We start from the raw sequence: 22,197 nt of genomic DNA, 5'->3' as shown, positions 1-22,197 counted from the left end.
CGAACCGAACCTGGCAACCCTACAGCACCAGATTCCCGCGCTCCTCCTCCGTCAACCGCCCCCGCGCCTGCTCATCCAGCGCCCCGGCCCCCAGCACCTGCACCGGGCTCTGCGGGTTGTACTGCGGCCCCAGGCTCGCGCCCTCCTTGCCCGGCACCAGGCGCTCGGTACCAAACCCCAGCACCTGCACGGTGATCACCGACGGCTGACGCTGGCGGGCCGCGGCCTGCTGCTGGCGCACCGCATCTTCGGCGGCCTGGGTCGCCGACGACGCCGCCGCACTCGCCGACGAGATCGCGCCGGTGTTCACCGCCGCCACCACCGGCATGCCCTTGGCATCACCCTGCACCTGGATGTTGGCCGCGTTCACCACCTGCAACGCGGCAATGTTGACGTTGCCCGACACCCGGATGCCCGCCTCCCCCGCATCGATGGTGCCCAGCGGCGCAATCAGGTCGATGTCCCCCGGCGGCACTTCCACCACCGGCGCCAGGGTGGCGATACCCGCACCGGTACTCGGCACCGTGGGCGACAGGCTGCTGTTGCCCCAGGTGTCGTACAGCCGGCGCGGCGGGGTGTAGACCACCGTGGTCTTGGAACCACGCCCGGCGTTGATGTCGCCCTCGGCCGACCAGCCCAGAATCGACCCGCCAAAGGTGGTCATGATGCGGCTCTGCCCCAGCAGGATGCTGCCGCGCGCGTACAGCTGGATATCGCCGTTGCCCTGGGTGATCACCCCGGCGCCGGCCGGCGGCGCCTCGCCCTCCACGCCGAACACCTGCTGGCCACCGGGGGTGAGCATCTGGATCGCGCCCCCCACCTGGGTACGTACCCCGGCCCCGCCGAACATCAGGATGTCGCCGTCGTAGCGGATCGGGTTGCCGGCCACGTCCTGCTCGGGGAACAGCGCCGCGATCGCATTGCGCCCGCGCAGGTAGCTGCCCTGGCGCGGCCCACCCACGGTGTTGTACTCCAGGCCGCCGGCACGCAGCTCGGCAAAGTACACCTGGCGCGCAAACACCGCCTGCTCGGTCGCCGGCAGGCTGGCGAACCGCGCCCGCGCCTGGGCCGCATCGCCCTCGAAGGCGTAGCGCTCGGCCAGCCATTGACGCAACTCCTCGGCGTAGGTCTTGGCCACCTTGCCCGGCTGCGCCGCCAGGCTCTGGTTGCTGTCGGCAAGGTTGGCCGGGTTCAGGTACAGCTCGGCAAAGCGCGCATACCCTGGCCCCTGGGCGCCCACGCCGGCCTGCAACACCAGGCTTGCGCCGGGGCGGTTGTCGCCGGTGACGATGGCGCCCAGGCTGGTGATGGCCGCGCGGTCCTCCTGGCGCAGGTCACGCCCGGCACTGACGGTGAGCGTGCCGGGGCCGGCCACGTTCAGGCCACTGAACAGGATGTCGCGCCCAGCCACCACCTGCGAATGATCGGTGGCGTGGTTGTGCACGAACAGGTTGCCGCTGGACAGCGCCAGCGCACCGACGATGTCCGACATCATCGCCGGCACGTAGGTGGTCTCGCCAAGGCCGGTACCGCTGTACACGATGTCGCGCCCCGCCATCATCCACACCGGTGCGGCGCCCTCGTACCAGACGGCCCCATTGCGCGCATTGCCGAAGTTCAGGACCTCGCCCGAGCGCACCCCCACCAGGTCGCCGCTCACGGCGTAGATGCGCGCCGGCTGCAACTGCCCGTAGGCATTGGCGGTGCTGGTGCTGCCAAAGGCGAACAGCGGGAAGCGACCCGCTTCCAGGTCTGCCGCAATCCCGTCTGGCCTCTGGTTGCTGACGCTGTGGCCATTGTAGCTGCCGATGAAACCCGGGTTGAACGGCGTGGCCAGGGCCGACGGTGCGGCGCCGGACTGGTTGATCGCATAGCCACCGGCGTAGATCGAACCCTGCGCCACCAGCTGCAACTGGGCATTGGCCGAAGGTGCCAGCAGCAACGAGTAGCCACTCGCGCCCTGCAGCCGGTTCTTCTCCCGGTACTGCGCGGAGTTCCCGTAGTACAGGTTGCCGGAGGCCGCCACCGCACGCAGGATCGACGGGTAGACAAAGCGCCCGTCGGTGGGCGAGGTATCCAGGCCGGACAGCGCATCACCGCTGACCGGCTGGGTCAATTCGATCAGTTGGGTGCTGGGGGTCAGGTCACCGCCCGCCGAGAACAGGTCGATGGCGGTGTTCGCCGTCCACAGGCTGAACCAGCTGTTGCCGCCCCCCGCCGCCGTTCCGAACGGCGTGGTGTTGAGCGTGGGCACACGGCCCGGGTCGGCCGCCGCCCCCAACACCAGGTCGCCCCGGGTGCTCAGTTGCACCGTGGCGTCGCCGGGCACCACCACCAGGCCGCCTTTGGCGCTGGCCAGGGTGGCCTGGAACGGGTCGTAGGCGCGGGTCTCGTGGCTGTCCTGCTGTATCCCGAGCGCGCCGTAGGCACGGTCGATACCGCCCAGGGCCGCTGCCGACACCTGCAGGTTGCCGCGCAGGTTGACCAGGGTACCCTGCAGGTCATGGGCGGCCACGCCCAGTACATCGGCGTTGTCGCCACGCCCCAGGGCCGCCTGGGTGGGGTTGACGGCGCCGCCGACCTTCAGGTTCAGGTCGCCGCCACCGCCCAGCGTCAGGCTGCCATCGCGGCCCACGCGGCCGGTGCTGCCCACTGCCAGCTGCAGGGCCTGGGTACGTGCGCTGTCGTCCCACTGCGTGCGGTACTGGTCAGCGGTATTGCCGATCACATCGAGGGTACCGGCCTGCCCGCCCACCGTGACATCGAGGTTGCCCCCGCCCAGGGTGCCGAAGCCGGTGAAGCCGGCCACCACACTGTTGCGCTGGTAGCGCACATAGGTGCCGAAGTTGATCCACCAGGCCGTGGGTATCTGCTCGTCTGCCGCCAGCGCGTTGCCACTGCCCTGGCGCCACAGCCAGTTGCCGACCTGTGCAGTGGGCAACTGGTAGGCCAGGCGGGTCAGGCTGCCATATTCGCGGCTGAGGGAGTTGCCCGTCAGGTTGCCCCCCACCGTCAACAGCAGGTTGCCGCCCTGCTCCGGGTACCAGGCCTGGTACAGGCTCTGCGCGCCGCCATCGACCAGCGCCTCGTAGCCGCCGAGAAACTCCGGCAGCACCTGCCCGTCATTGGCCTGCCCGCGTGCCAGTTGATAGGCGGCGGGCACCGGGGTCGCCGTACCGGCGGTGTACACGCCGAACAGCGTGGTCATGTCCAGGTTGCCGGCGGCGATCAGGTCCAGGTCACCGGTACCGGTACGCAGCACGCTGTAACGCGAGGCGCCGCCGGGCACCGTGTCGTGCTCGGTGTTGCCTGGCGCGGTCATCACGCACCAGGTGGGGAACTCATCGCACAGGGTGGGGTAGCCAATCGCATCGAAGTCGATCAGATCGCCCGGCCTGGCATCTGCGCCAAACCCGTCGATGCCTTCCTGGGTCCAGGCCAGGCCACCGCCGGCGGCCGGTGCCCGGGCGCACCAGGTGGGGAACTCGTCGCACAGCGTGGGGTAGCCGATGGCGTCGAAATCGATCAGGTCACCGGGCCTGGCGTCCACGCCAAAGCCGTCGATGCCTTCCTGGGTCCACACCAGGCCGCCGCCGGCAGCCGGTGCCCGGGCGCACCAGGTGGGGAACTCGTCGCACAGCGTGGGGTAGCCGATGGCATCGAAGTCGATCGGGTCGCCGGGCCTGGCGTCCACACCAAACCCGTCGATGCCTTCCTGGGTCCACACCCAGCCGGCACTGGCGCCTACCGCCAGCATGCCCACGTGGTGGTCGGCCAGGCGCAGGCGCCCGCTGGCGTTCGGGTCGGCCAGGCGCGGGTCGGCCGCCGTGGTATCGGCACCGGCCACCACGCGCAGGTTCCACGACTGCGAACCGGCCGGCAGCATGCTGGCGACCGCCCAGTTGGTGCCCTTGCCCTCGCTGCGCAGCGCCACCGAGCCCACGCCCCCCAGCTTGATATCGGTGCGCGGCGGAATGATCGCGCCGCGTTGCAGCACCAGGTTGCCCGCCAGCAGCACCAGGTCATCGGCGCCACCGTTCAGCAGGTGGCCCGGATCGGACGGCAGTGCCACGCCTTTTGGCCAGGTCATGGCCGTGACGGGCGTGTTGACCACCAGCCGCGTGCCGGCACCCAGTTGCATGCCCGCTTCCAGGCGCAGCGGGGCCTCCAGGCGGGTGCCCGCCGCCAGTGCCTGGCTGCCGTCGGCGTTGTAGAGCGCCGCCGAGAGCACGGTGCCAGCCGGCAGCTCGATCGCGGCCGAAAGGGTTGCACGCACTGGCAGCACAGCGCCCGAGGCCAGCACGCGCGCCTGTATCGGCAGGTCGTAGTTGAGCACCTGGCCGGCCAGAAAACCGGTGCCCTCGTGCAGCTCGACCCCACCGTTGGGCACCACCACCTGGGCACCATAGGCCAGGCGCCCTTCCAGCAGCACCCAGCCGCCGTCGTCCTGGGTCTCGGGTGGCGGCGCGAAGCCGTCGTTGATGCTGCCCAGCACCTCCACGTCGCCACCGGCACGCAGGCTCAGGCTGCCGGCCTCGCCCGAACCGTACACCGCGCCGGTCTTGTGCACGTTGGGGTTGAGGCTGGCATAGCGGTAGCGCGACAGGTCGAGGTCGCCGCTGACCACCAGGTCGCCGTCGGTGATCACTTCAAGCCCCGGGCGCAGGTGGAACTGCTGGGCGTAACCCTTGACCAGGCCGGCGAGCTTGCCGTTGACCAGCGCCGTGTTGGCCAGGGCGCTGTCGATGAACTGCACGCTTTGTGCGTGGCGTGCGTCGAGGTAGGCCTGGTCGATCTGGACATAGGGCTTGCCGCTGACATGCGGGTCGACGCCCTGCGGGGCCGCATGATCGCGCGCCATGGCGAACAGGTCGATGCGCTGCGCACCAAGAATCGACAGCGCCTGCGAGGCGTCGATGGCGATGTCGCCATGGGTCGGGTCGTCGGCCCGCAGCCGCGGCGCATACAGCGCGAGGGTGCCGCGCTCGCGGCCATCGTGCTGGCCGGCGCCGCCGCCCAGTGGTGCGTCGGTGCCATGGCGCAGGTCGATACGCACGCCACGCGCCAGGGTCAGCTGCCCGGCACCGGCATTCAGCTCCACGGTAGCCCGGTTGGGGCTGTCGATGATCTTGCCGTAGCTGTCCACGCGCAGCACGCTGCCATGTGCATCGAGCACCGCGCCCTGGGCCAGGGTCAGGCCATTGCCGGCGGCCAGGCGAATGCTGCCGACACGCTCGCCGCTGGCATCGATCAGGCCGTTGACACGCAGATGGCCGTTGTCCAGCGACACCTGCACCTGGTTGGCGCGCACCCCGTTGCCGATCTGCAGGTCGCCCTGCTTGAACTGGAAGCGCCGGCTGCCATGCACGCCGCCGTCGTTCAGGCGCTGGTTGAGCGTGGCGAAGGCACTGCTCAGGTCACCGGCCAGCCCCTGGGCACGCAGGGTGAAACCCGCACCCGCGTAGGGCACCTGGGTGCCCCCGGCATCGTAGTGGCCGGAGCTTGCGCCCAGGAGGCGGCCTTGCAGGTCGACCTGGCCGGCACTGGCGTCCAGCGCCACCACCTCCAGGCTGCCGGCCTGGTTGTGTTCGGCGTGCAGGTCGATGATCGAGCCGGCCGCCTGGTGGATGTTGCCGTGCTGGCTGCGCAGGATCACGTCGCCGCCCCAGCTGTACTTGTCCAGGTCGTTGAGGCTGACCTTGCGCCCGGCCAGGTCCAGTTGCGCCGCCTGGCCCAGGCGCAGGTCGCCCTGGCTGTCGAGGGTCAGCTTGCCGCTGGGCAGTGCCACGCGGGTGTCGAGGTCGATGCGCTGCGCGCTGAACGACCATTCGGCGCCCAGCGCCCCGGCCTTGAGCTGCGCGTCGGCGGTGCTCGGCGCCGCCCCCGCGAGCATCTGCAGGGCACCGCCGACGCGCACCTGGTTGACCGAGCCGGCTTCGCCGGTCACCAGCGGGGTGCGCACCAGCAGGTTGCCGCCGCTGTAGCGGTAGCCTTCGCCGGTCACATACTCGCCGCGTGACTGATACACCGACAGGCTGCCGCGGTGGTTGGCAGTCAGGCGTTCGCTGGCCAGCAGCGCCACGTCGCTGAAGCCCAGCGCCAGGCGCTCGAACGCCGGCTGGCTGCTGCTCTGCGCCTGCGGGCCATACCCCAGTTCGATGCGCCGGGCTTCGATCTGCAGCCGCCCGCTGCCGGTGCCGGCACCGTTGCCGAGTAGGGCCGGCGCGGCCTGGGTGGCGCCACTCCAGATCAGGTTGCCGGTACGAATGCTGGCCACGTCAGTGGCCGCGCCATGCCCGTAGATCGCCGGGGTGCCCAGCACCAGGTTGCTCAGGCGCGACTTGCCGGTCGCCGGGTCGAGGGTGTCGAGCGCGGTGGTGCCGAAGAAGTTGAGGCTGTCCTGCACGGTCAGCGTCAAGGTTTCCAGGGCTGGCGCGCCACGGCGGGTATCGCCCTGCAGCAGGCGGTCGAGCACCTGCTGGTTGAGGGTCAGGCCGCTGGGCAGGTAGCCCGCCGCAGCGGCAGCGGCCAGGCTTTGCGCACTGCCGACGTTGATCGCGCCCACCGCCAGGGTCAGGTTGCGGGTGCCGAAGCGCACCTGGTCGTCGAGGCTGAAGCGGTTGTTGGTGGCGGCGGCAATGGTGCCTTCGGAATACAGCTCGGTCTGGCCGCTGCACCGCGTCAGGCAGCCGCCGATCAGGATGCTGCCCGGCCCGGTGATCGTCCCGCTGGGCGCTTGCGGCGCCAGCACGTCGACCCAGCCATTGGACACGATCAGCAGGCTGCTGTTGTGCGGGTTGTAGAGGTAGCCGTCGCGGCTGTCGTAGGCGGGTGCGCCCTGCCCGAGCGTATCGATGCTCGCGCCTTGCTCTATGTTGATGGCGCCGGCGATGCGCCCGGTAACCATCAGCACTTCGGCGGCCTTCAGGTGCGCGCCACCCTTGAGCACGATGCTGGTGCCCCTGGCATCACCGAACAGCAGCTGGTTGCCACCCTGCCCGTACACCCGCTGCCCGGCATGGCCGATGCGCAGGCTGCTGGCACCCAGGGCGTTGAGCTGCGACGCGGCAATGGCGGTTTCGCCGGCACCCGGTGTGGCGGGCGCGTTGTCGCCGTGGATCACCAGGGTGTCGCCGAACAGCACCGTGGCGATGCTGCCGTGGCCCTTGTCCGCCGGTTTGTTCAACAGCACGCCCTGCATGCTGAAGCCGGGCCGCGTGGTGTCGTTATGGCCCAGGTCCAGGGTCAGGCCCTTGGCATCGATGGGCAGCGCGGCACGCGGGATACCCAGGCGTGCGGCATCGTTGAGCAGGAACTGGCTGAAACTGGTTTCGTTGTACTGCGAGTACCGACGCAAGGTGTCGGCACCGGTCAGTATCAGGTGCTGCGACAGGGCATCGCCCAGCCCGCTGCCGGCGATCGAGCGCTTGCCGGTCAGGCCCCATGAGCCATTGCGCAGCGCCGTGGCACCTGCCTGCGGCGCGCCGACGCTGGCCTGGCCGTTGACCTCGACACGGTAGGCCCCCGGCAACAGCGCATAACTGGCCGGCAGCAAGGTGTAGGTGCCGGCGGGCAGGCCTGGGATCCCGGCGTCCAGGGTGATCTGCTGGCCCACCAACGGCATCGAACCCGATGGCTCGCCCGCCACCGCTTCGGGCGCCACGCTGGCCTGCACACCGGGCACGATGGCGTACACCGGGTTGTCCGCCAGGCCCGGCAGGCTGAAGCTGCCATCGGGGTTGTTGCGCACCAGCGGGTGATAGCGGGCATCGGTGGAGCCGCCGCGCCCGGAGATGAAGCCGGCGCCGCGCACATCGCCACCGCCGGACAGGTCGATTACCGCACCGGGTTGGACCGCGATGCTGCCACCGCCCAGGGTCACGTTGAGCCAGCCGTTGGGCAGGCTCTGGCCCAGCACCGTGCTGTTCAGCGACTGGCCGGCGAAGTTGTACACCAGGCCATCTACGGTGCCGCCATAAGGCATCACCAGGCCGGCGGCACTGACCGAAGTCAGGCTGCCAGGGCGCAGGGTCACTTCGCGGGTGCTGGCGGTGCCCAGTACCAGGGCGCCGAGGGGCGCGCGCAGCACGCCCTGCTGGTCGATGGTGTCGGCCTGTATCGACAGCGCGCCAAACAGCGAATAGGGCTGGGCAGGCGTGGCCGCGCTGCTGCGCGCAATCTTCACATGCTCGGCCTTGATCACTGCCACGGCATTGGTGCCAGGGTAGATCTGCGCCGCGCTCAGGGTCAGCGTGCCCGGCGCCACCAGCCGCGTGTCGTTACCGCCCAGTGTCTTGAGCAGGCGCAGATCGCCGCTGCTGTTCAGGCTGACCTGATGGAAGCCGCGTCGATCGATGCTCAGCGCTTCACTCACCCCCGTGCCGAACTTCAGGGTATTGCGTACGTCGATCAGCGCCGCATCCACCTGCAGCATGGCCTGATCGGCTTGCGACGAAAGCGCGATACCGATTTGATTGTTGGTGAGGCCCGGCCCGGCCGGCGGCAGGCTGGTGTACCCGGCCAGACGCACATGCGCAGCCGACAGGCGCACCCGGGTATCGGCGCGAGCCCCTTCGGCCAGCCCCAGTGCACCGGCATACAGGTGCAGGCTGCGCGCCGGTTGCAGCGTCACGTCGTCGGTAAAGCTGATCACGCCGCGGCTGAACAGCGTCAGTGCATCGAACCCGCCCTGCGCCACCTGGGCCACGCTGAGGTGGCCATGGCCTTGTTCCAGCTTACCGGCCTGGTTGGCGAAGGCTTCCCCGCGCGGGCTGATACGCAGCTCGCGCTGGCGGATGGCCTCGGCATAGGCCGGGGTGATCGGGTAGGTACCGCTCTCCAGCGCAAGGGTCAGGCTGCCGCCCGCCACGCCAGCGCCACCCGCCGCTGCACGCAGCTCGCCGTCCACGTACAGGCCATTGATCGAACTCAGGCTGATGCTGCCGCCCTGGCTGGCCAGCCGAGTCGCGCCAACCCCGGGTACATCGACGCTCATCTGGCTGCCGGACGCATCCAGTACAGCGCCGCGCTCGACCACCACGAACAGGTCGGGGGCCAGCGCGCCACCCAGGTTGGGGTCGAAGGTGCTGCCGATGACGATACTGCCGCCCTGGCGCAGTTCGCCATAGCGCTCGCCACGCGCGTCCACGGCGGTGACGGCACGGGCCGATACGTCGAGCAGCGCCCCGGCGCCGACCCGGATCGCCCGTTGATGCGGCTCGAACCGCACCGCACTGGTCAAGGCCTCCTGCACAACAGTGTCAGCCAGGGTGATCTGCCCGCCGTGTGCCACCAGGCTGCCGTTAACCTGCAGGCCACCGGGGCTGCGCAACGTGATGGATTGCCCGTCATCGACCTGGATACGGCTGCCGCTGGCTACCTGCAGCCAGCGTGACGCCACCTGCTGGGCCGACTGGTCCAACTCGCTGCCCGCCTGCAGCAGCAGGCTGGCACCGGCGCGCTGGGTCAGGACGCCCTTGGCGGCGTTCTCCAGGTACTGCGGTGGCGTCCACAGCTCCAGCGCCTCGGCCGCCGAACGGGCATCGCCACGCAGGCGATACACCGGCCGCGTCACCTGCACCTGGCTGTCGGCCGCCACCTCCAGGCGCTGGTTGCCCACCACCTCGTAGCGGGCAAAGCCCTTGGCGAAGAAATCGCTGCCCAGGTTCAGGCTGGCCGCCGGGGTATCGGCGCCGATGCTCACGGTGTCGCCGCGCAGGGCCAGCGTGCCGGCACCCGTGGTGCCGTACCCGCGCAGCTCGCCGCCCAGCAGCAACTGCCCACCGGCCCCGCCCGAGGTCAGGCTGGCCAGGCTCAGGTCGCCACCGGCACCTCCGCGCCAGTTGCCGTCGGGGGTGCGCGCCGCGCCGCTTTCCACACTCAGCACACTGCCCTGGCCCAGGCGAATGTCGCCGGTGCCACGCAGGGCCAGCGAACCGCCGTCCAGCCAGGCCGACAGGTCGGCGGGCTGCGCATTGACGCCGTCCTGGCGCCGGCCGCTGGCCTCCACGCGAACCCCGTCGGCCACCTCGATACGCGCGGCCAGGCCGGCATTGCCGACCCGCAGGCTGTCCGAGCCGCGTTGCAGGTTGCCCAGCAGCAGGTCGCCGCCGTGGCTGACCAGGTCGGCGTTTATCTGCACCTGTGGCGCCAGCAGGCTCAGGCCGGCGCCGTCGGCCAGGTTCAGCGCCTGCTCCAGGCGGATGCCCTCATACGCGGCCACCTGCAGGCCGCCAAGCTCGCGCAGGCGCTCGGCCTCCAGGCGCAGGATGCCTTCGCGCTCGGCCTCGACCGGGGCGTCGAGGGTCAGTGAGCCGCCCTGCACCTGCGAGCCGATCACCACCTGGTGCAGGTTGCCCGCGCCGGCGTTGAGCACGCTGCCCGTGGCGGTGGGCCGGTAGTCGCCAACGATCAGCTGTGCGCCGCGGGCCTGGCTCAGCTGGCTTTGCCGGTAGCCGTCGAGGCCGGTCTGGGGGGCCTGCAGCTGGTGGTCGCCCTTGAAGGTTTCGCCCAGGATCTCACCGCCCAGCTGCGCATTGGCGGTGCCGACCACCAGCCGCCCGGCATCGCGGCCAACGGTGTAGCCGTTCTCCAGGCGCTCGCGCGGGGCGATCAGCGGGCTGTAGAAGTAGCGGGTCTGGCCCCAGCGTGCGCTGTGCTGCTCGTAGCCCTTGTACACGCCCTGGTACAGCACATCGCCAGGGGCACGCGAGAGGTTGTACAGGCGCCCGTCGGCGCCCTTGAGCCAGGTTTGCCTGAGGTAGCCGGTGGCCACGTCCAGCGTGCCGCCCGAGAGGTTGACCAGCGAGCCGGCCTGGGTCACCAGGTCGCCCCCGGTGAAGCTCACCGTGCCGCCCTGGGCCAGCCACTCGCCCAGCCCGTGGCTGCGCGTGCCGAGGTAGCCGCCCACTTCCAGCAGGCCGCCGGCGGTGTACCAGCGCTCGCCCTCGTAGCCGTTGGTGCCGGCGGCCACGTGCACCAGCTCGCGGATGTCGACCCACACATCGGTGCTGTTGAGCGCGCCGCTGTCGCGGTTGCCCGCCGCGTCGCGCTGCTCGTTGCCCTGGATGTTGACCTTGATGCTGTTGCTGTCCATGGCCAGCTTGACCCCGACAGCGCCCGCCACGTCCAGCACCGCGCCGTCGCGCAGCAGGCTGCGCTGGCCGGCACTCACCGCCACCTGGCCGCCGGTGGCCAGGGTCAGCGAGCCGCCCTGGAAGTCCACCGTGCCGCCACTGACGATCTCCACCCGCGACAGGCTGCGGTCATCGGCCACCGCGCTGAGGTTGTCGAACGCGCCGTTGCGCTGGTTGACCTGCCCGCCCAGGTCCTTGCGCACCGCCTCGCGCTGGCTGTCCAGTGCGCTGCCGGGGTTGGCGTCGATGACGATGGCAGTGGTGCTGCCGGCGGCCAGGGTCACGTTGCCGGTGGGGTCGCTGGCCGCGTTGAGCAGGTGGATGGTGCCGCGGTTGTCGATCGAGCTGGTGGCCACGGCCACGCCCTGCTGGCGCACCTGATGCCCGGTCAGGGTGATGTCGCCCTGGCTGGCCTGGATCAGCCCGCTGTTGCTCACCGTGCCGGCCGTGCTGCCGGCCTTCAGGGTGGTGGCTACCTCGTTGCCGCGGGTGGTGGAGTACGGGTTGCCCGCCGTGCCGACGCCCTTGCGGATGTAGAAGGTATCGCCCGCCGCCAGGGTCGCCTGGCCCTTGGCGTTGATCAACTGGCCGGCGTTCTCCACCTCGTGGCCCAGCAGCAGGGTGTAGCCACCGCCCTGGGTGGAGCTGGCCGGGGCGTGGGTCTGGATCAGCGCGCCGCGCTCGACCATGACCTTGCCGGCGGCATCGGTGAAGGTCGGCTGGCTGCCCAGGCTGTCCACGTACAGGCCGCGCTCGGTGAACTGCTGGTCGCTGATGGTGGCGGCGGCCGCCGTCAGGTTGCGCACGTTGATCTGGCTGCTGCCGCTGAACACGATGCCATTGCGGTTGACGATCATCAGCGTACCGTCGGCCTTGATCGTGCCCTGGATCTGGCTGGGCGCCACGCTGTTGCCGACGCGGTTGAGCAGTGCCCAGTTGGCGTCCTGCTGGAAGGTCAGCTGGGTGTCGCGGCCGACGTTGAAGGTTTCCCAGTTGAGAATCGCCTTGTCGGCGGTCTGCTTGATCGTCACCTGGGTGGTGCCGCCCTTCTGCGTCTGTACCGGAGCCTCGGCGTTGGTGAACAACGGCTTGCCATTGGCATCGAGCAGCGGGTTCAGGCCATTGCCGCCCAGGCCGTTGTGGATGCTCGAGGGCGCCGCCAGCGCGGCGGCGCGGCCGGCCGCCTGGGCAGCCTGTTGCGCGGCGATGGCGGCCACGGTGTTGTTGAGGTTTTGCAGCGAACGCTGCAACTGGGCATTGGCACGCTGCTGCTGGGCCAGCGGCGGTGGCAGCCCCGGCAACTGCACCGCACCGCCCTGCCCGCCCGTACCGCCGGCCTGCGGCGCGCTGCCCTTGGCCGCGAACCAGGCCGAACTGAACGCCGCAGGCGCCGCCTGCACGCTGCCGGCCAGGGCCAGCAGCGCAATCACCTGGGCCAGCGGCTTGAGCCGCAGCAGGGGCATATCGGCCTGACGGTGGGTACGGTGGGAGGGCGAAGCAGCAGTGCCAAGGCGCATTGCAATCAATCCTTTTCTGGTCCATCGCGGTAATGGGGTGCCACACGCCAGTGCGGCCGGTGACCTATGACATAGGCGGTTGCACGGGCGGCAGACCGAACCTTTGTCACGCAAAGTTCATGTGATCGGTGGCGTTCTGAAACGCAAAAGCCGGTAACGGCGCGAGCCGTTACCGACGGGGTACAGCGACAGGCGTCGGCGCGGCTTAGGCCGGGCGACCCTGGGTGTTGCACACGCTGAGGTTGTTCACGCCCAGTGCGCCGGACTGGTTGGCGAACTGCAGGCGAACGGCGTTTTTCCAGGCTGGGCTCAACGGGATCAGCTTCTGCGCGATGATGGCCGCATCGTTGTTGGTGGTGGCGCCGTAATGACGGTTCAGGAAGGCGACGACGGCGGTGCCGTCTGCGGCGTCCTTGTAGCACTGACCGAAGATCAGGTTGGTGTAGGCAACGATGGAGTAGCCGGTGGCCGGGTTGGCCAGCACCGGGGCCCAGTTCTGCGGAATCGCGCGTGCGGCGGCGGTGGCCGGTGGCGCGGCGTTGGCCAGTGCAGTCTGCACGTTGCCGACGGTTGGCAGCAGGTTGTTGACGCGGGCGACCTTCGCGTTGTTGGTGGCATCCACGTCTTCAGGGCCTACATAGCCGATGGCGTCTTCGGTGCCGTACACCGAGGTCACGATATCGCCGCTCAGGGCAACACCCTGGAACGTGGCAGGCTCTGCACCGACCTGAGCGGTGGTGAAGGTGCTGCTGACGCCGAACTGGGTCGGGCACTGGCTGTTCAGGTGACGGGTGAAGATCTCGGAGGTGCCGCTGCTGCCGCTGCGGTAGAACACCTTGATGGCCTTGTTCGGGTAGCTGGCGTCGATCTGGTTCCAGTTGCTGATCGAACCCGAGAAGATCCCGCACAGCTGGGCGCTGGTCAGGTTCAGGTCGTTGACGGCAGTGCCGTTGGCCAGCTTGAGGTTGTACGGGATGGTGACCGAGGTGGCTGCCGACGGAACCTGGATCAGCGGGCCCCACTTGTTGGCGACGTCGTTGCCGGCGCTGTTGTGGTCCAGGTTGTAGGTGTTGATTTCCGCATCGGAAAGGATCGAGTCGCTGCCTGCGAAATCGACGGTCACACCGGCGGGCTTGTTGATATCGGCGGCACGGTTGAACAGGAAAGCCGACTTGCCTTTACCGCTGCCAACACCGGTGTAGGTGTCGAAACCGGCGCCCAGTACGCCTGGGGTGGTGTACAGGCCTTGTGGCAGGGTGGCACCGCCACCGACAACCGCTGCCATCGATTGAGCCGAAGCCAGTGCGGCAACAGCCAGCGAGGCTGCGATCATAGTGCGCTTAAACATGAAGAAGCTCCTTTCGTCGTGTTCGTACGTTGAGGTGAGTCGCGCTTGCATGTCACGGTGGCGTGGCGCAGCGCCTTGATCCAGAGGGCTTGCTGGCCGATCCACGAGGCTTAGGTTGGCAGTGCGCGGTGACAGTCAGAGGAAAAAACATCGGGAGCTTGGCGGGTAATTTCTCGGGTGTTTTCAAGGCCACAGTGCGGTCCTTCGCCGGCAAGGCCGGCTCCTACAGGGGTTGGTGTGATCCTGTAGGAGCCGGCCTTGCCGGCGAAGGCGTCAGCCGCAACACCGCAGCAACCTCCCGGATTCACCACCCGGCCGACTCGGGTGTTCACCCCGCGCAAGAAACAATTCACTGCACCAGCTGGTTGATCTCGATGATCGGCAGCAGCACCGCCATCACGATCAGCAGCACCACCGCACCCATCACCACGATCATCAGCGGCTCCAGCAATGCGGTCATGCCCATCGCTCGGCGCTCGATGTCCTTGGCCAGGCTCTGCGCCGCGCGGTCGAGCATCGGCGGCAGGTTGCCGGTCTTCTCGCCGCTGGCGATCAGGTGGATCAGCAAGGGCGGGAACACCTTCTCCACCGCCAGCGCCGACGCCAGCCCCACGCCTTCGCGCACCCGCGCCGTGGCCTCGCTCACGCACTGGTCGAGGCGGTCGTTGGCCAGGGTCTGGCGCGCCGCCTCCAGGGCCCGCAGCAACGGCACCCCGGCACTGCCCAGAATCGCCAGGGTCGAGGCGAAGCGTGCGGTGTTCAGGCCCAGCACGAAGCGCCCCAGCAACGGCAGGCGCAGCACCCGGCTATGCCAGGCCAGGCGTGCCGACGCGCCGCGCAGGTACACACGCCAGCCCCATGCCGCGGCCACCAGCACGATGAAACACAGCCAGCCCCAGGCCCGGATGAAGTCGCTGGCGTTGAGCATCGCCAGGGTCAGCCCCGGCAGGTCCTGGCGCGCCTGGGTGAAGGCGCTGACCACCTGCGGCACCACGTAGCTGAGCAGAAAGATCACGATGCCGATCGACACCAGCCCGACCACGCCGGGGTAGATGAACGCGGTGAGGATCTTGCCGCGCAGGGTGTTGCGGTCTTCGATGTAGTCGGCCAGGCGCTCCATCACCTGGGCCAGGTCGCCGGACTCCTCCCCCGCCGCGATCAGTGCGCGGTAGATCTCGGGAAAGTCCCGCGGGCGCGCCGCCAGCGCGTCGGCCAGGCGCATGCCGCTGCGCACGTCGCCGCGCACCGCGCCCAGCACCTGGGCGATGTGCTTGCGTTCGGCCTGCTCCAGGGTCGCGCTCAGGGCGCCCTCCAGCGGCAGCCCGGCGGCCAGCAGGCTGGCCAGCTGGCGCGTGGTCCAGGCAAGGTCCGCATCCGACAGCTTGCTGGCGAACAACCCGCCGCCGGCACTGGCGGCAGGCTCCGGCTCGACCTGCAAGGCGCTCAGGCCCAGCCCGCGCAATTGCCCGATCACCGCCGCCGGGCTGTCGGCCTCCAGCTGGCCACGGCTGATGCGCCCCTGGGCATCGGCGGCTTCATAACGGTATCGGCTCATCAGGCGTCCCGGGTCACACGCAGGATTTCTTCCACGGCGGTACTGCCGCTGTCGACCCAGCGCTGGCCGTCCTCGCGCATGCTCAGCATGCCGGCCTGGCGCGCTGCGGCGCGCAGGGCCTGTTCGTCGGCGCCCTGGTGGATCAGGCCGCGAATCGGGTCATCGATGCAGAACAGCTCGTGGATCCCGGTACGCCCGCTGTAGCCGGTGTGGTTGCAGTTGGCGCAGCCATGGGGGCGAAACTGGCCGGGGGCATTCGGGTCGGGCTGACGGCAGTGCGGGCACAGCCGCCGTACCAGGCGCTGGGCCAGCACGCCGAGCAGCGCCGAGGCCAGCAGAAAGGGTTCCACGCCCATGTCGAGCAGGCGGTTGACCGCCGACACGGCGTCGTTGGTGTGCAGCGTGGCCAGCACCAGGTGCCCGGTGAGCGAGGCCTGCACCGCGATCTGCGCAGTCTCCAGGTCGCGGATCTCGCCGATCATGATGATGTCCGGGTCCTGGCGCAGGATCGCGCGCAGGGCCACGGCAAAGGTCATGTCGATGCGCGCATTCACCTGGATCTGGCTGATACCCGGCAGGTCGTATTCCACCGGGTCCTCGACGGTGAGGATGTTGCTGACGCTGGCATCGAGCCGCGCCAGCGCCGCGTACAGGCTGGTGGTCTTGCCGCTGCCGGTGGGGCCGGTGACCAGCACGATGCCGTGCGGCTGGCGAATCAGCACGTCCAGGCGGGCCAGCAGCGCCGGGGCCATGCCCAGGGTTTCCAGTTGCAGACGCCCGGCCTGCTTGTCCAGCAGGCGCATCACCACCCGCTCGCCATGCCCGGTGGGCACGGTGGACACACGGATATCGATGGGCCGGCCAGCCACGCGCAGGGCGATGCGCCCGTCCTGGGGCAGGCGCTTTTCGGCGATGTCCAGCTGCGCCATGATCTTGATCCGCGACACCAGCGCCGCGTGCAGCGCCTTGCGCGGCGAGACCACGTCGCGCAGGGTGCCGTCGACCCGGTAGCGCACCACCGAGTGGGTCTCGAAGGGTTCGATGTGGATGTCGCTGGCCTCGTCGCCGGCAGCCTGGGTCAGCAGCGCGTTGATCATGCGGATCACCGGCGCGCCGTCCTGGGTGTCGAGCAGGTCGGTGATCTCGGGCATGTCCTGCATCAGGCGGTCGAGGTCGACGTCGTTCTCGGCCGCGCCGACCGCCGCTGCGGCGCCGCCGTTGTCGCTGTAGGCGCTGGTCAGCAGGCGGTCGAGCTCGTCTTCGCTGACCTGCTCGGCGGCCTGCTCGCCGAACTGGCGGCGCACCTCGCCCAGCGCCCAGGCCGGGGTTGAGGGGCACAGGCGCAGCGGCGCGGCGTGCTCGCCGGCCAGCAGCACCACGCGCTGGGCCTTGGCCCAGGCGTACGGCAGGCGGCTCACCGGGCAACCCCGACTTCATCCAGCGGCACGGCGCGGATCGCCGCACGCGGGGTGCCGATGGCCGCGCCCGCGCGCGGTACGCCCTGCTCGGCGCTGGGCAGCAGCGGCATCTGCGCGTCCGGCAGCGCCCAGGAATGGGCCGGCTTGAGCCCGCCCTGGGCACGGCGGATGAAATCGTAGCGGTTGAGGGTGATGCTGCGCCCCACCTCGGCATCGCGAATGATGTAGGGGCGCAGGAACACCATCAGGTTGGTCTTGCTGGTGGCGCGGCGCTCGTTGCGAAACAGCACGCCCACCCCCGGCAGGCTGGAAAGAAACGGAATGCCGTCGTTGGCCTGGGTGTAGCCGTCCTGCAGCAGGCCGCCGAGCACCATGATCTGGCCGTCGTCGAGCAGGATGCTGGTGTCGATGGCACGCTTGTTGGTGACCGTGCCGGCGGCACTGGAGGCGCGTTCGTCGACGCTGCTGACCTCCTGGTAGATGTCGAGCTTGACCGTGCCGCCTTCGGAGATCTGCGGGCGCACGTTAAGCTTGAGCCCCACCTCTTCGCGCTGGATGGTCTGGAACGGGTTGTTGCTGGTGCCGCCGCCATCGGTGACGTACTGGCCGCTGACAAAGGGGATGGTCTGGCCGACGAAGATGCTCGCCGCCTCGTTGTCCAGGGTCAGCAGGTTGGGCGTGGACAGCACGTTGCTGCCGCCCTTGCTGGTCAGGGCGCGGGCCAGCACCTTGAGGTCGAGCACCTCGCCGATGCCGGGGATGTTCACCGTGCCGTCCACCACGCCCACGCTCAGGCCGGGGGGCAACGCGTCGATGCTGTTCCTGGCACCGCGATTGAACCCGGCACCGCCCAGGTTGGCGCCGCCGAACACGCCGTTCTTGCCCAGGTTGCCGGCCTGCCACTGGATGCCGAATTCGTTGGCGTCGTCTTCGCTGACCTCGACGATCAGGCTTTCGATCACCACCTGGGCGCGGCGCTGGTCGAGCAGGTCGATCACCTCGCGCAGGTTGCGGTACAGCGGGTCGGGTGCCGAAATCAGCAGGGTGTTGGTGGTGGCGTCGGCCTGGATGGTCACCCCGCCGGCGGAAAACGCGGTGTTCTGCTCGCTGCCCTGCGAACCGTTGCCATAGGCGTTGCCGGCCTGGCCGAGGCTGGCCCCGTAGGTGGCGGCTGGCGGGGTGGCGCTGGTGGTCTGCGCGGTGTTCGCCGCCGCGCCGCTGCCGTTCTGCTTGCCTGCCAGCAGGCCACCGCCGCTGAGCCTGGCGCGGGCGTCGTCACCGCTGCTGCTGTCGCTCTCGCCGGTGAGCAGCCCGCGCAGGGCCTGGGCCAGCTTGCCGGCCTGGGCGTTGCGCAGGTACACCACGTGCAGGTTGCTGGGGTTGTTCTGTGCGTTGTCGAGCTTGTAGATCAGATCACGGGCCAGTTGCGTGCGCTCGGGGCTGCCGGCGCGGATCACCACGCTGTTGGAGCGCGGGTCGCCGATCACGCTGATCTTCTGGGTGGGATCGTTGCCCTGGGTTTCGAGCAGCTCCGAGACCATGGCCGCGATGTCGCTGGCGATGCCGTTCTGGATCGCCACCACGTCGGTGTCGATGGCGCTGGGGATGTCGATGCTGTCGAGCAGCCGGGCCACACGCTCGAGGTTCTCGGCATAGTCGGTGACCACCACGGTGTTGTTGCCGGGGTAGGCGTTGATCGGGTTGTTGGGCGACACGATGGGGCGCAGCACCGGGATCACGTTGACCGCGTTCTCGTATTGCAGGCGGAAGGTGCGGGTGAGCATGCCGGTGCCGGCATCCTTGCTGTTGATCGGCCCGCCCAGCAGCTTGGCGTCGGCCTCGGGCACCACCTGGCTGACCCCGCCCACGTCGACCACGCTGAAGCCCTGCATGCGCAGGGCTGCCAGCAGCATGGCGTAGGCACGTGTGGCCGGCACCTCGCCTTCGGACACCAGGGTCAGCTGGCCCTTGACCCGCGGGTCGACCAGAAACTGGCGCCCGGTGGCCCGCGACAGGGCGCGCACCACGGCCTGGATGTCGGCGTCGACGAAGTTCAGCTGCACCGGCTGGTCGCCCAGCGGGTTGCCCGGTGCGGCACTGGCGCTGCCATCGCTGTGGGGCCTGGCGCGGTGGGCGGGGGCACGCGGGGTCGGGCGCTGTGGCTCGACCCGCGCCTGCAGGCCGTGGCGTTCCAGGCTGGTCGGCCCGGGCTGCACGTTGGCCAGCGGTCGGCCCAGCTCGCTGCTGGCCAGTGGCTGCGCAGGCTGCTGGCTGCAACCGGCCAGGGCCAGTGCCAGTACCAGGGGAGCCAGGCCGGCCAGTCGGCGCGGCAGTTGGGTGCACATCATGACGATTCCTTAGCGCCTTGCGCCTGGTCCAAGCGAACGATTCCGGAGAACGACGCCGTGGCCGAGGGGTCGGCCAGCGGGTCGCGTTGCAGGCGGCTGTGCACCACCGTCAGGCCCAGTTGTGCGGGGGCCTGCAGCAGCCAGGCGGTGGCGGCCTCGGCGGGGGCCTGGGCAAGATCGAGCTGCCAGCCGCCCTCCACCGCCTGAAGCTGGTAATGGCCGCTGAGCCCGGCGTGCTCCAGGCTCTGGCGCAGGGCCGGCGCCTGTTGCGCGGCGCCCGGCAGTGAGGGGGCGTGGGCGAGCAGCCCGTCGAGGGTCTGCGCCTGGCTGCGCAGCCTGGGCGTTTCGGCCTCCCAGTGGGCGATGCGCGCCAGTGCCGGCTGCACCAGCACCAGCCACCACAGCGTGGTGCCCAGCAGCAGTGCGGTCAGGGCCACGGCGCGGCGCTCGCGCGCACTCAGGCCGTGCCACCAGGGGCGCAGGCGGCGCAGGGGGTGCCGTGCCTTACTCAACATTGGCCACCTCCTCGCCCGTGGCGGTCGCCGGGCGCAGGGTCCAGCCGTGGTCGCTGCTGCTGGCCTCGATGCCCTGTGCCGCCAGCTGTGTTTGCCAGGCGTTGTCGCCCGGGGGCCGCGGGGCGCCGGGCAGTGGCTGCAGGTCGAGCACGCCGTCGTGGTAGGTCAGTTGCTCGACTGCGCCGGCCAGAAACGGCATGGCGCTGCCGGCGGCCTGCAGCAGGTGGTTGAAGGGTGCGACCGCGCCATTGTCGCCGGCGGCGAGCTGCTGGCGTACCTGTTGCAGCGGGTTGAGGATCACCTGCAACTGCGGGTAGGCAGCGCGTACCTGCTGGTGCATGTGCTGGCGCAGTTGCTGGCCGGTGTCGGCCAGCCGCGCGGCGTAGAGGTTCAGGCCCAGGGTCCAGATCATGGCGGCGCTGGCGCACAGGGCGAGTGCCCGTGGCCAGCCGTGCTGTTCGGCGGCAGGGGCGCGCAGGCCGCTGTGCAGGCTCGCCACCGGGCATGCGCCGGCCCTTGCCGGGGTCGGGTACAGGCCCCGGGGTTTGAGGCCGGCATTCGACAGCCACTGCGCCAGGCCCTGCAATGCCGCCTGCCCCAGCCATGCCACCGCCACCTTCCCGTCTGCTGCGCGTGGCCCGTGGGCGATATGCACGGCGCGCACATCGCCCAGTATCAGGCCCTGCGCCGCGCACTGCACCGCCGCCCCCAGGCGCGCCGCCGGCAACGGCGGCAGTACCAGCTCGGTGCACAGGCTGTCGTCCGGGTGCAGCCACGCCAGCACCTCGCGGCCCCGCGCCAGGCTCTTGAGCTGCGCCTGCGCCGCCTCGCCCTCGGCCTCGGTCCGGCCCTGGCGGTCCAGTTGCCGATAGCCGACCCGCGCCCCGCCCTCAAGCGCCGCCAGCCGCGGCAATGCCATGTGCAGTTGTGCCTTCATGCGCCCACCCGTGCCCAGACAACCTGTGCCAGGGGCGCCTGCCCGCGCAGCAGCAGCGCCTCCAGGCGCACCTCGCGCGAGCCGCTGCGGGCCACGCCGTGCAGGCGGAACCAGTCGCTGGTAATGCCCACCGGCACGCTTTCGAGCACCACGTGGGGCATCTGCAGGCGGTTGACGAAGTCCCCGCGGTTGACGAACCACCGCCCGCCGTCGCGCTCGGCGATCAGCTGGCGCGCCTTGTCTACGCTCAAGCCCGGCACCTGCGCCGCCAGCACCTCGGCCGACGCGGTGTTGCCATTGATCCAGGTGTTGGCCGGCAGCACCGTGGCCACTCGGCGCAGGCGCGCCAGCCCTTCGGCATCCAGCCCCGGCACGGCCAGCTGGTCGAGGCTTCGCAGCATCGGCCGGCGTGCCGGCACCGGGCGCGAAGCGGCACCCGGCGAGGTTGCGCGGCCACTGTCGAAGCCGTGCACCGCCTCGGCCACGGGCGCCTGCCGGCGCGGGTAGCCGTCGATCACCCGCGCCGCGATCGCCTGCGCCACCGGCGCGGCCAGGCCGATCAGTGCACACAGGCGCTCGAAGGTGGCCAGGGCCTGCTCGTCGGGTTGCTCCTCGACCACCAGGTTGCGCAGGTTGAACTTGCCCTGCTCGTCTTCCAGCCGGCCATGAAACACCGCGCCGTGCTCGCCCACCGGCAGGCCGGCGATGGGGCGCGCCCAGCCCTGGTCGAGGCGTACCAGCGGGTCGACGCGGCGCTGCTCGGCCAGTACCTCACGGCTCCAGGCCAGGCCCGCCTGCAGCACGCCCTGCCCCTGGGCACGCTGCTGCAGGCTTTCCAGCTCACGGGTGAATACGCTCTGGCGGCTGATCATGCCCGCTGCGATCACCGCCACCACGGCGGCTATCAGCAAGGCACTGATGATCGCCATTCCGCGTTGCTGCGCGGACGGTCTCATCACGGCGCCTACAGCTGCCAGGAGCCGATATCGGCGTTCACGCCCTCGCCGTCAGGCTCGCCATCGGCGCCCAGCGAGAACACGTCGATCTCGCCGTTGGCACCGGGGTTGAGGTAGTGGTAGGGGCGGCCCCAGGGGTCGTTGGGCAGGCGCTCCAGGTAGGCGCGCCAGGTGCCGGGCTTGGCCGAGGCGGGTTTTTCCACCAGTACCTTGAGGCCCTGGGCGGCGCTGGGGTAGCTGCCGTTGTCCAGGCGGTAGAGCTTGAGCGCCTGCATCAGCCCGGCGATGTCCTGGCGGGCGGCGGTGGCACGCGCCTGGTCGGGGCGGTCGAGCACCTTGGGCACCACCATCGCTGCCAGGATCCCGAGGATGACCACCACCACCATGATCTCGATCAGGGTGAAGCCGCGTTGGCGACGGGGGGCAGAACGGCGTGGGCAGGTAAGCGACATCTCGGCATTCCTTGGC

General features: G+C 70.0%; 9 protein-coding genes. All 9 read right to left on the bottom strand.

Annotated features, from left to right (window positions below; translation table 11 throughout):
- Positions 1–19: 19 nt before the first annotated feature.
- Positions 20–12,652 (bottom strand): filamentous hemagglutinin family protein, encoded by a 12,633-nt coding sequence (locus tag DN388_RS09685; RefSeq protein WP_254999217.1) that lies wholly within the window; start codon positions 12,650–12,652, stop codon positions 20–22.
- Positions 12,653–12,857: 205 nt separating this feature from the next.
- Entirely contained in the window at positions 12,858–14,000 is a 1,143-nt protein-coding gene (locus DN388_RS09680; protein ID WP_043860338.1) for a substrate-binding domain-containing protein, read from the bottom strand.
- A gap of 349 nt (positions 14,001–14,349) precedes the next feature.
- Complete coding sequence (gspF, locus tag DN388_RS09675) at positions 14,350–15,555, bottom strand: type II secretion system inner membrane protein GspF (protein WP_123752458.1); 1,206 nt, start codon at positions 15,553–15,555, stop codon at positions 14,350–14,352.
- Positions 15,555–16,973 (bottom strand): type II secretion system ATPase GspE, encoded by a 1,419-nt coding sequence (gspE, locus tag DN388_RS09670; protein WP_058541159.1) that lies wholly within the window; start codon positions 16,971–16,973, stop codon positions 15,555–15,557. Before gspE ends, gspF begins: the two co-directional genes overlap by 1 nt.
- Positions 16,970–19,321: a type II secretion system secretin GspD gene (gene gspD / locus DN388_RS09665; protein ID WP_058541160.1), complete on the bottom strand. Its 2,352-nt coding sequence runs from the start codon at positions 19,319–19,321 to the stop codon at positions 16,970–16,972. The genes gspE and gspD overlap by 4 nt, the downstream gene beginning before the upstream one ends.
- Positions 19,318–19,836, bottom strand: coding sequence for a type II secretion system protein GspM (gene gspM / locus DN388_RS09660; RefSeq protein ID WP_104573128.1), 519 nt, complete (start codon positions 19,834–19,836; stop codon positions 19,318–19,320). Before gspM ends, gspD begins: the two co-directional genes overlap by 4 nt.
- Positions 19,826–20,773, bottom strand: a complete 948-nt coding sequence (gene gspL / locus DN388_RS09655; RefSeq protein ID WP_254999212.1) for a type II secretion system protein GspL — start codon at positions 20,771–20,773, stop codon at positions 19,826–19,828. The genes gspM and gspL overlap by 11 nt, the downstream gene beginning before the upstream one ends.
- Positions 20,770–21,702, bottom strand: coding sequence for a type II secretion system minor pseudopilin GspK (gene gspK, locus DN388_RS09650; protein WP_254999211.1), 933 nt, complete (start codon positions 21,700–21,702; stop codon positions 20,770–20,772). The genes gspL and gspK overlap by 4 nt, the downstream gene beginning before the upstream one ends.
- A 35-nt stretch (positions 21,703–21,737) precedes the next feature.
- On the bottom strand, positions 21,738–22,181 hold the full coding sequence (gene gspG / locus DN388_RS09645; protein WP_058541164.1) for a type II secretion system major pseudopilin GspG: 444 nt from the start codon (positions 22,179–22,181) through the stop codon (positions 21,738–21,740).
- Positions 22,182–22,197: the final 16 nt, after the last annotated feature.

It is taken from the genome of Pseudomonas sp. S12(2018) (assembly GCF_024355235.1).
Taxonomy (GTDB): Bacteria; Pseudomonadota; Gammaproteobacteria; order Pseudomonadales; family Pseudomonadaceae; genus Aquipseudomonas; species Aquipseudomonas palmensis.
Note: the sequence above shows the minus strand (reverse complement) of the source record. Positions and strands in the feature narration are given on the sequence as shown.

What these genes read in the sequence shown, in the direction of transcription:
- gspF (WP_123752458.1), bottom strand. Translation starts at nt 15,555, where the DNA reads ATGAGCCGATACCGTTATGAAGCCGCCGATGCCCAGGGGCGCATCAGC.
- gspM (WP_104573128.1), bottom strand. Translation starts at nt 19,836, where the DNA reads ATGTTGAGTAAGGCACGGCACCCCCTGCGCCGCCTGCGCCCCTGGTGG.
- DN388_RS09680 (WP_043860338.1), bottom strand. Translation starts at nt 14,000, where the DNA reads ATGTTTAAGCGCACTATGATCGCAGCCTCGCTGGCTGTTGCCGCACTG.
- DN388_RS09685 (WP_254999217.1), bottom strand. Translation starts at nt 12,652, where the DNA reads ATGCGCCTTGGCACTGCTGCTTCGCCCTCCCACCGTACCCACCGTCAG.
- gspK (WP_254999211.1), bottom strand. Translation starts at nt 21,702, where the DNA reads ATGGCGATCATCAGTGCCTTGCTGATAGCCGCCGTGGTGGCGGTGATC.
- gspG (WP_058541164.1), bottom strand. Translation starts at nt 22,181, where the DNA reads ATGTCGCTTACCTGCCCACGCCGTTCTGCCCCCCGTCGCCAACGCGGC.
- gspL (WP_254999212.1), bottom strand. Translation starts at nt 20,773, where the DNA reads ATGAAGGCACAACTGCACATGGCATTGCCGCGGCTGGCGGCGCTTGAG.
- gspD (WP_058541160.1), bottom strand. Translation starts at nt 19,321, where the DNA reads ATGATGTGCACCCAACTGCCGCGCCGACTGGCCGGCCTGGCTCCCCTG.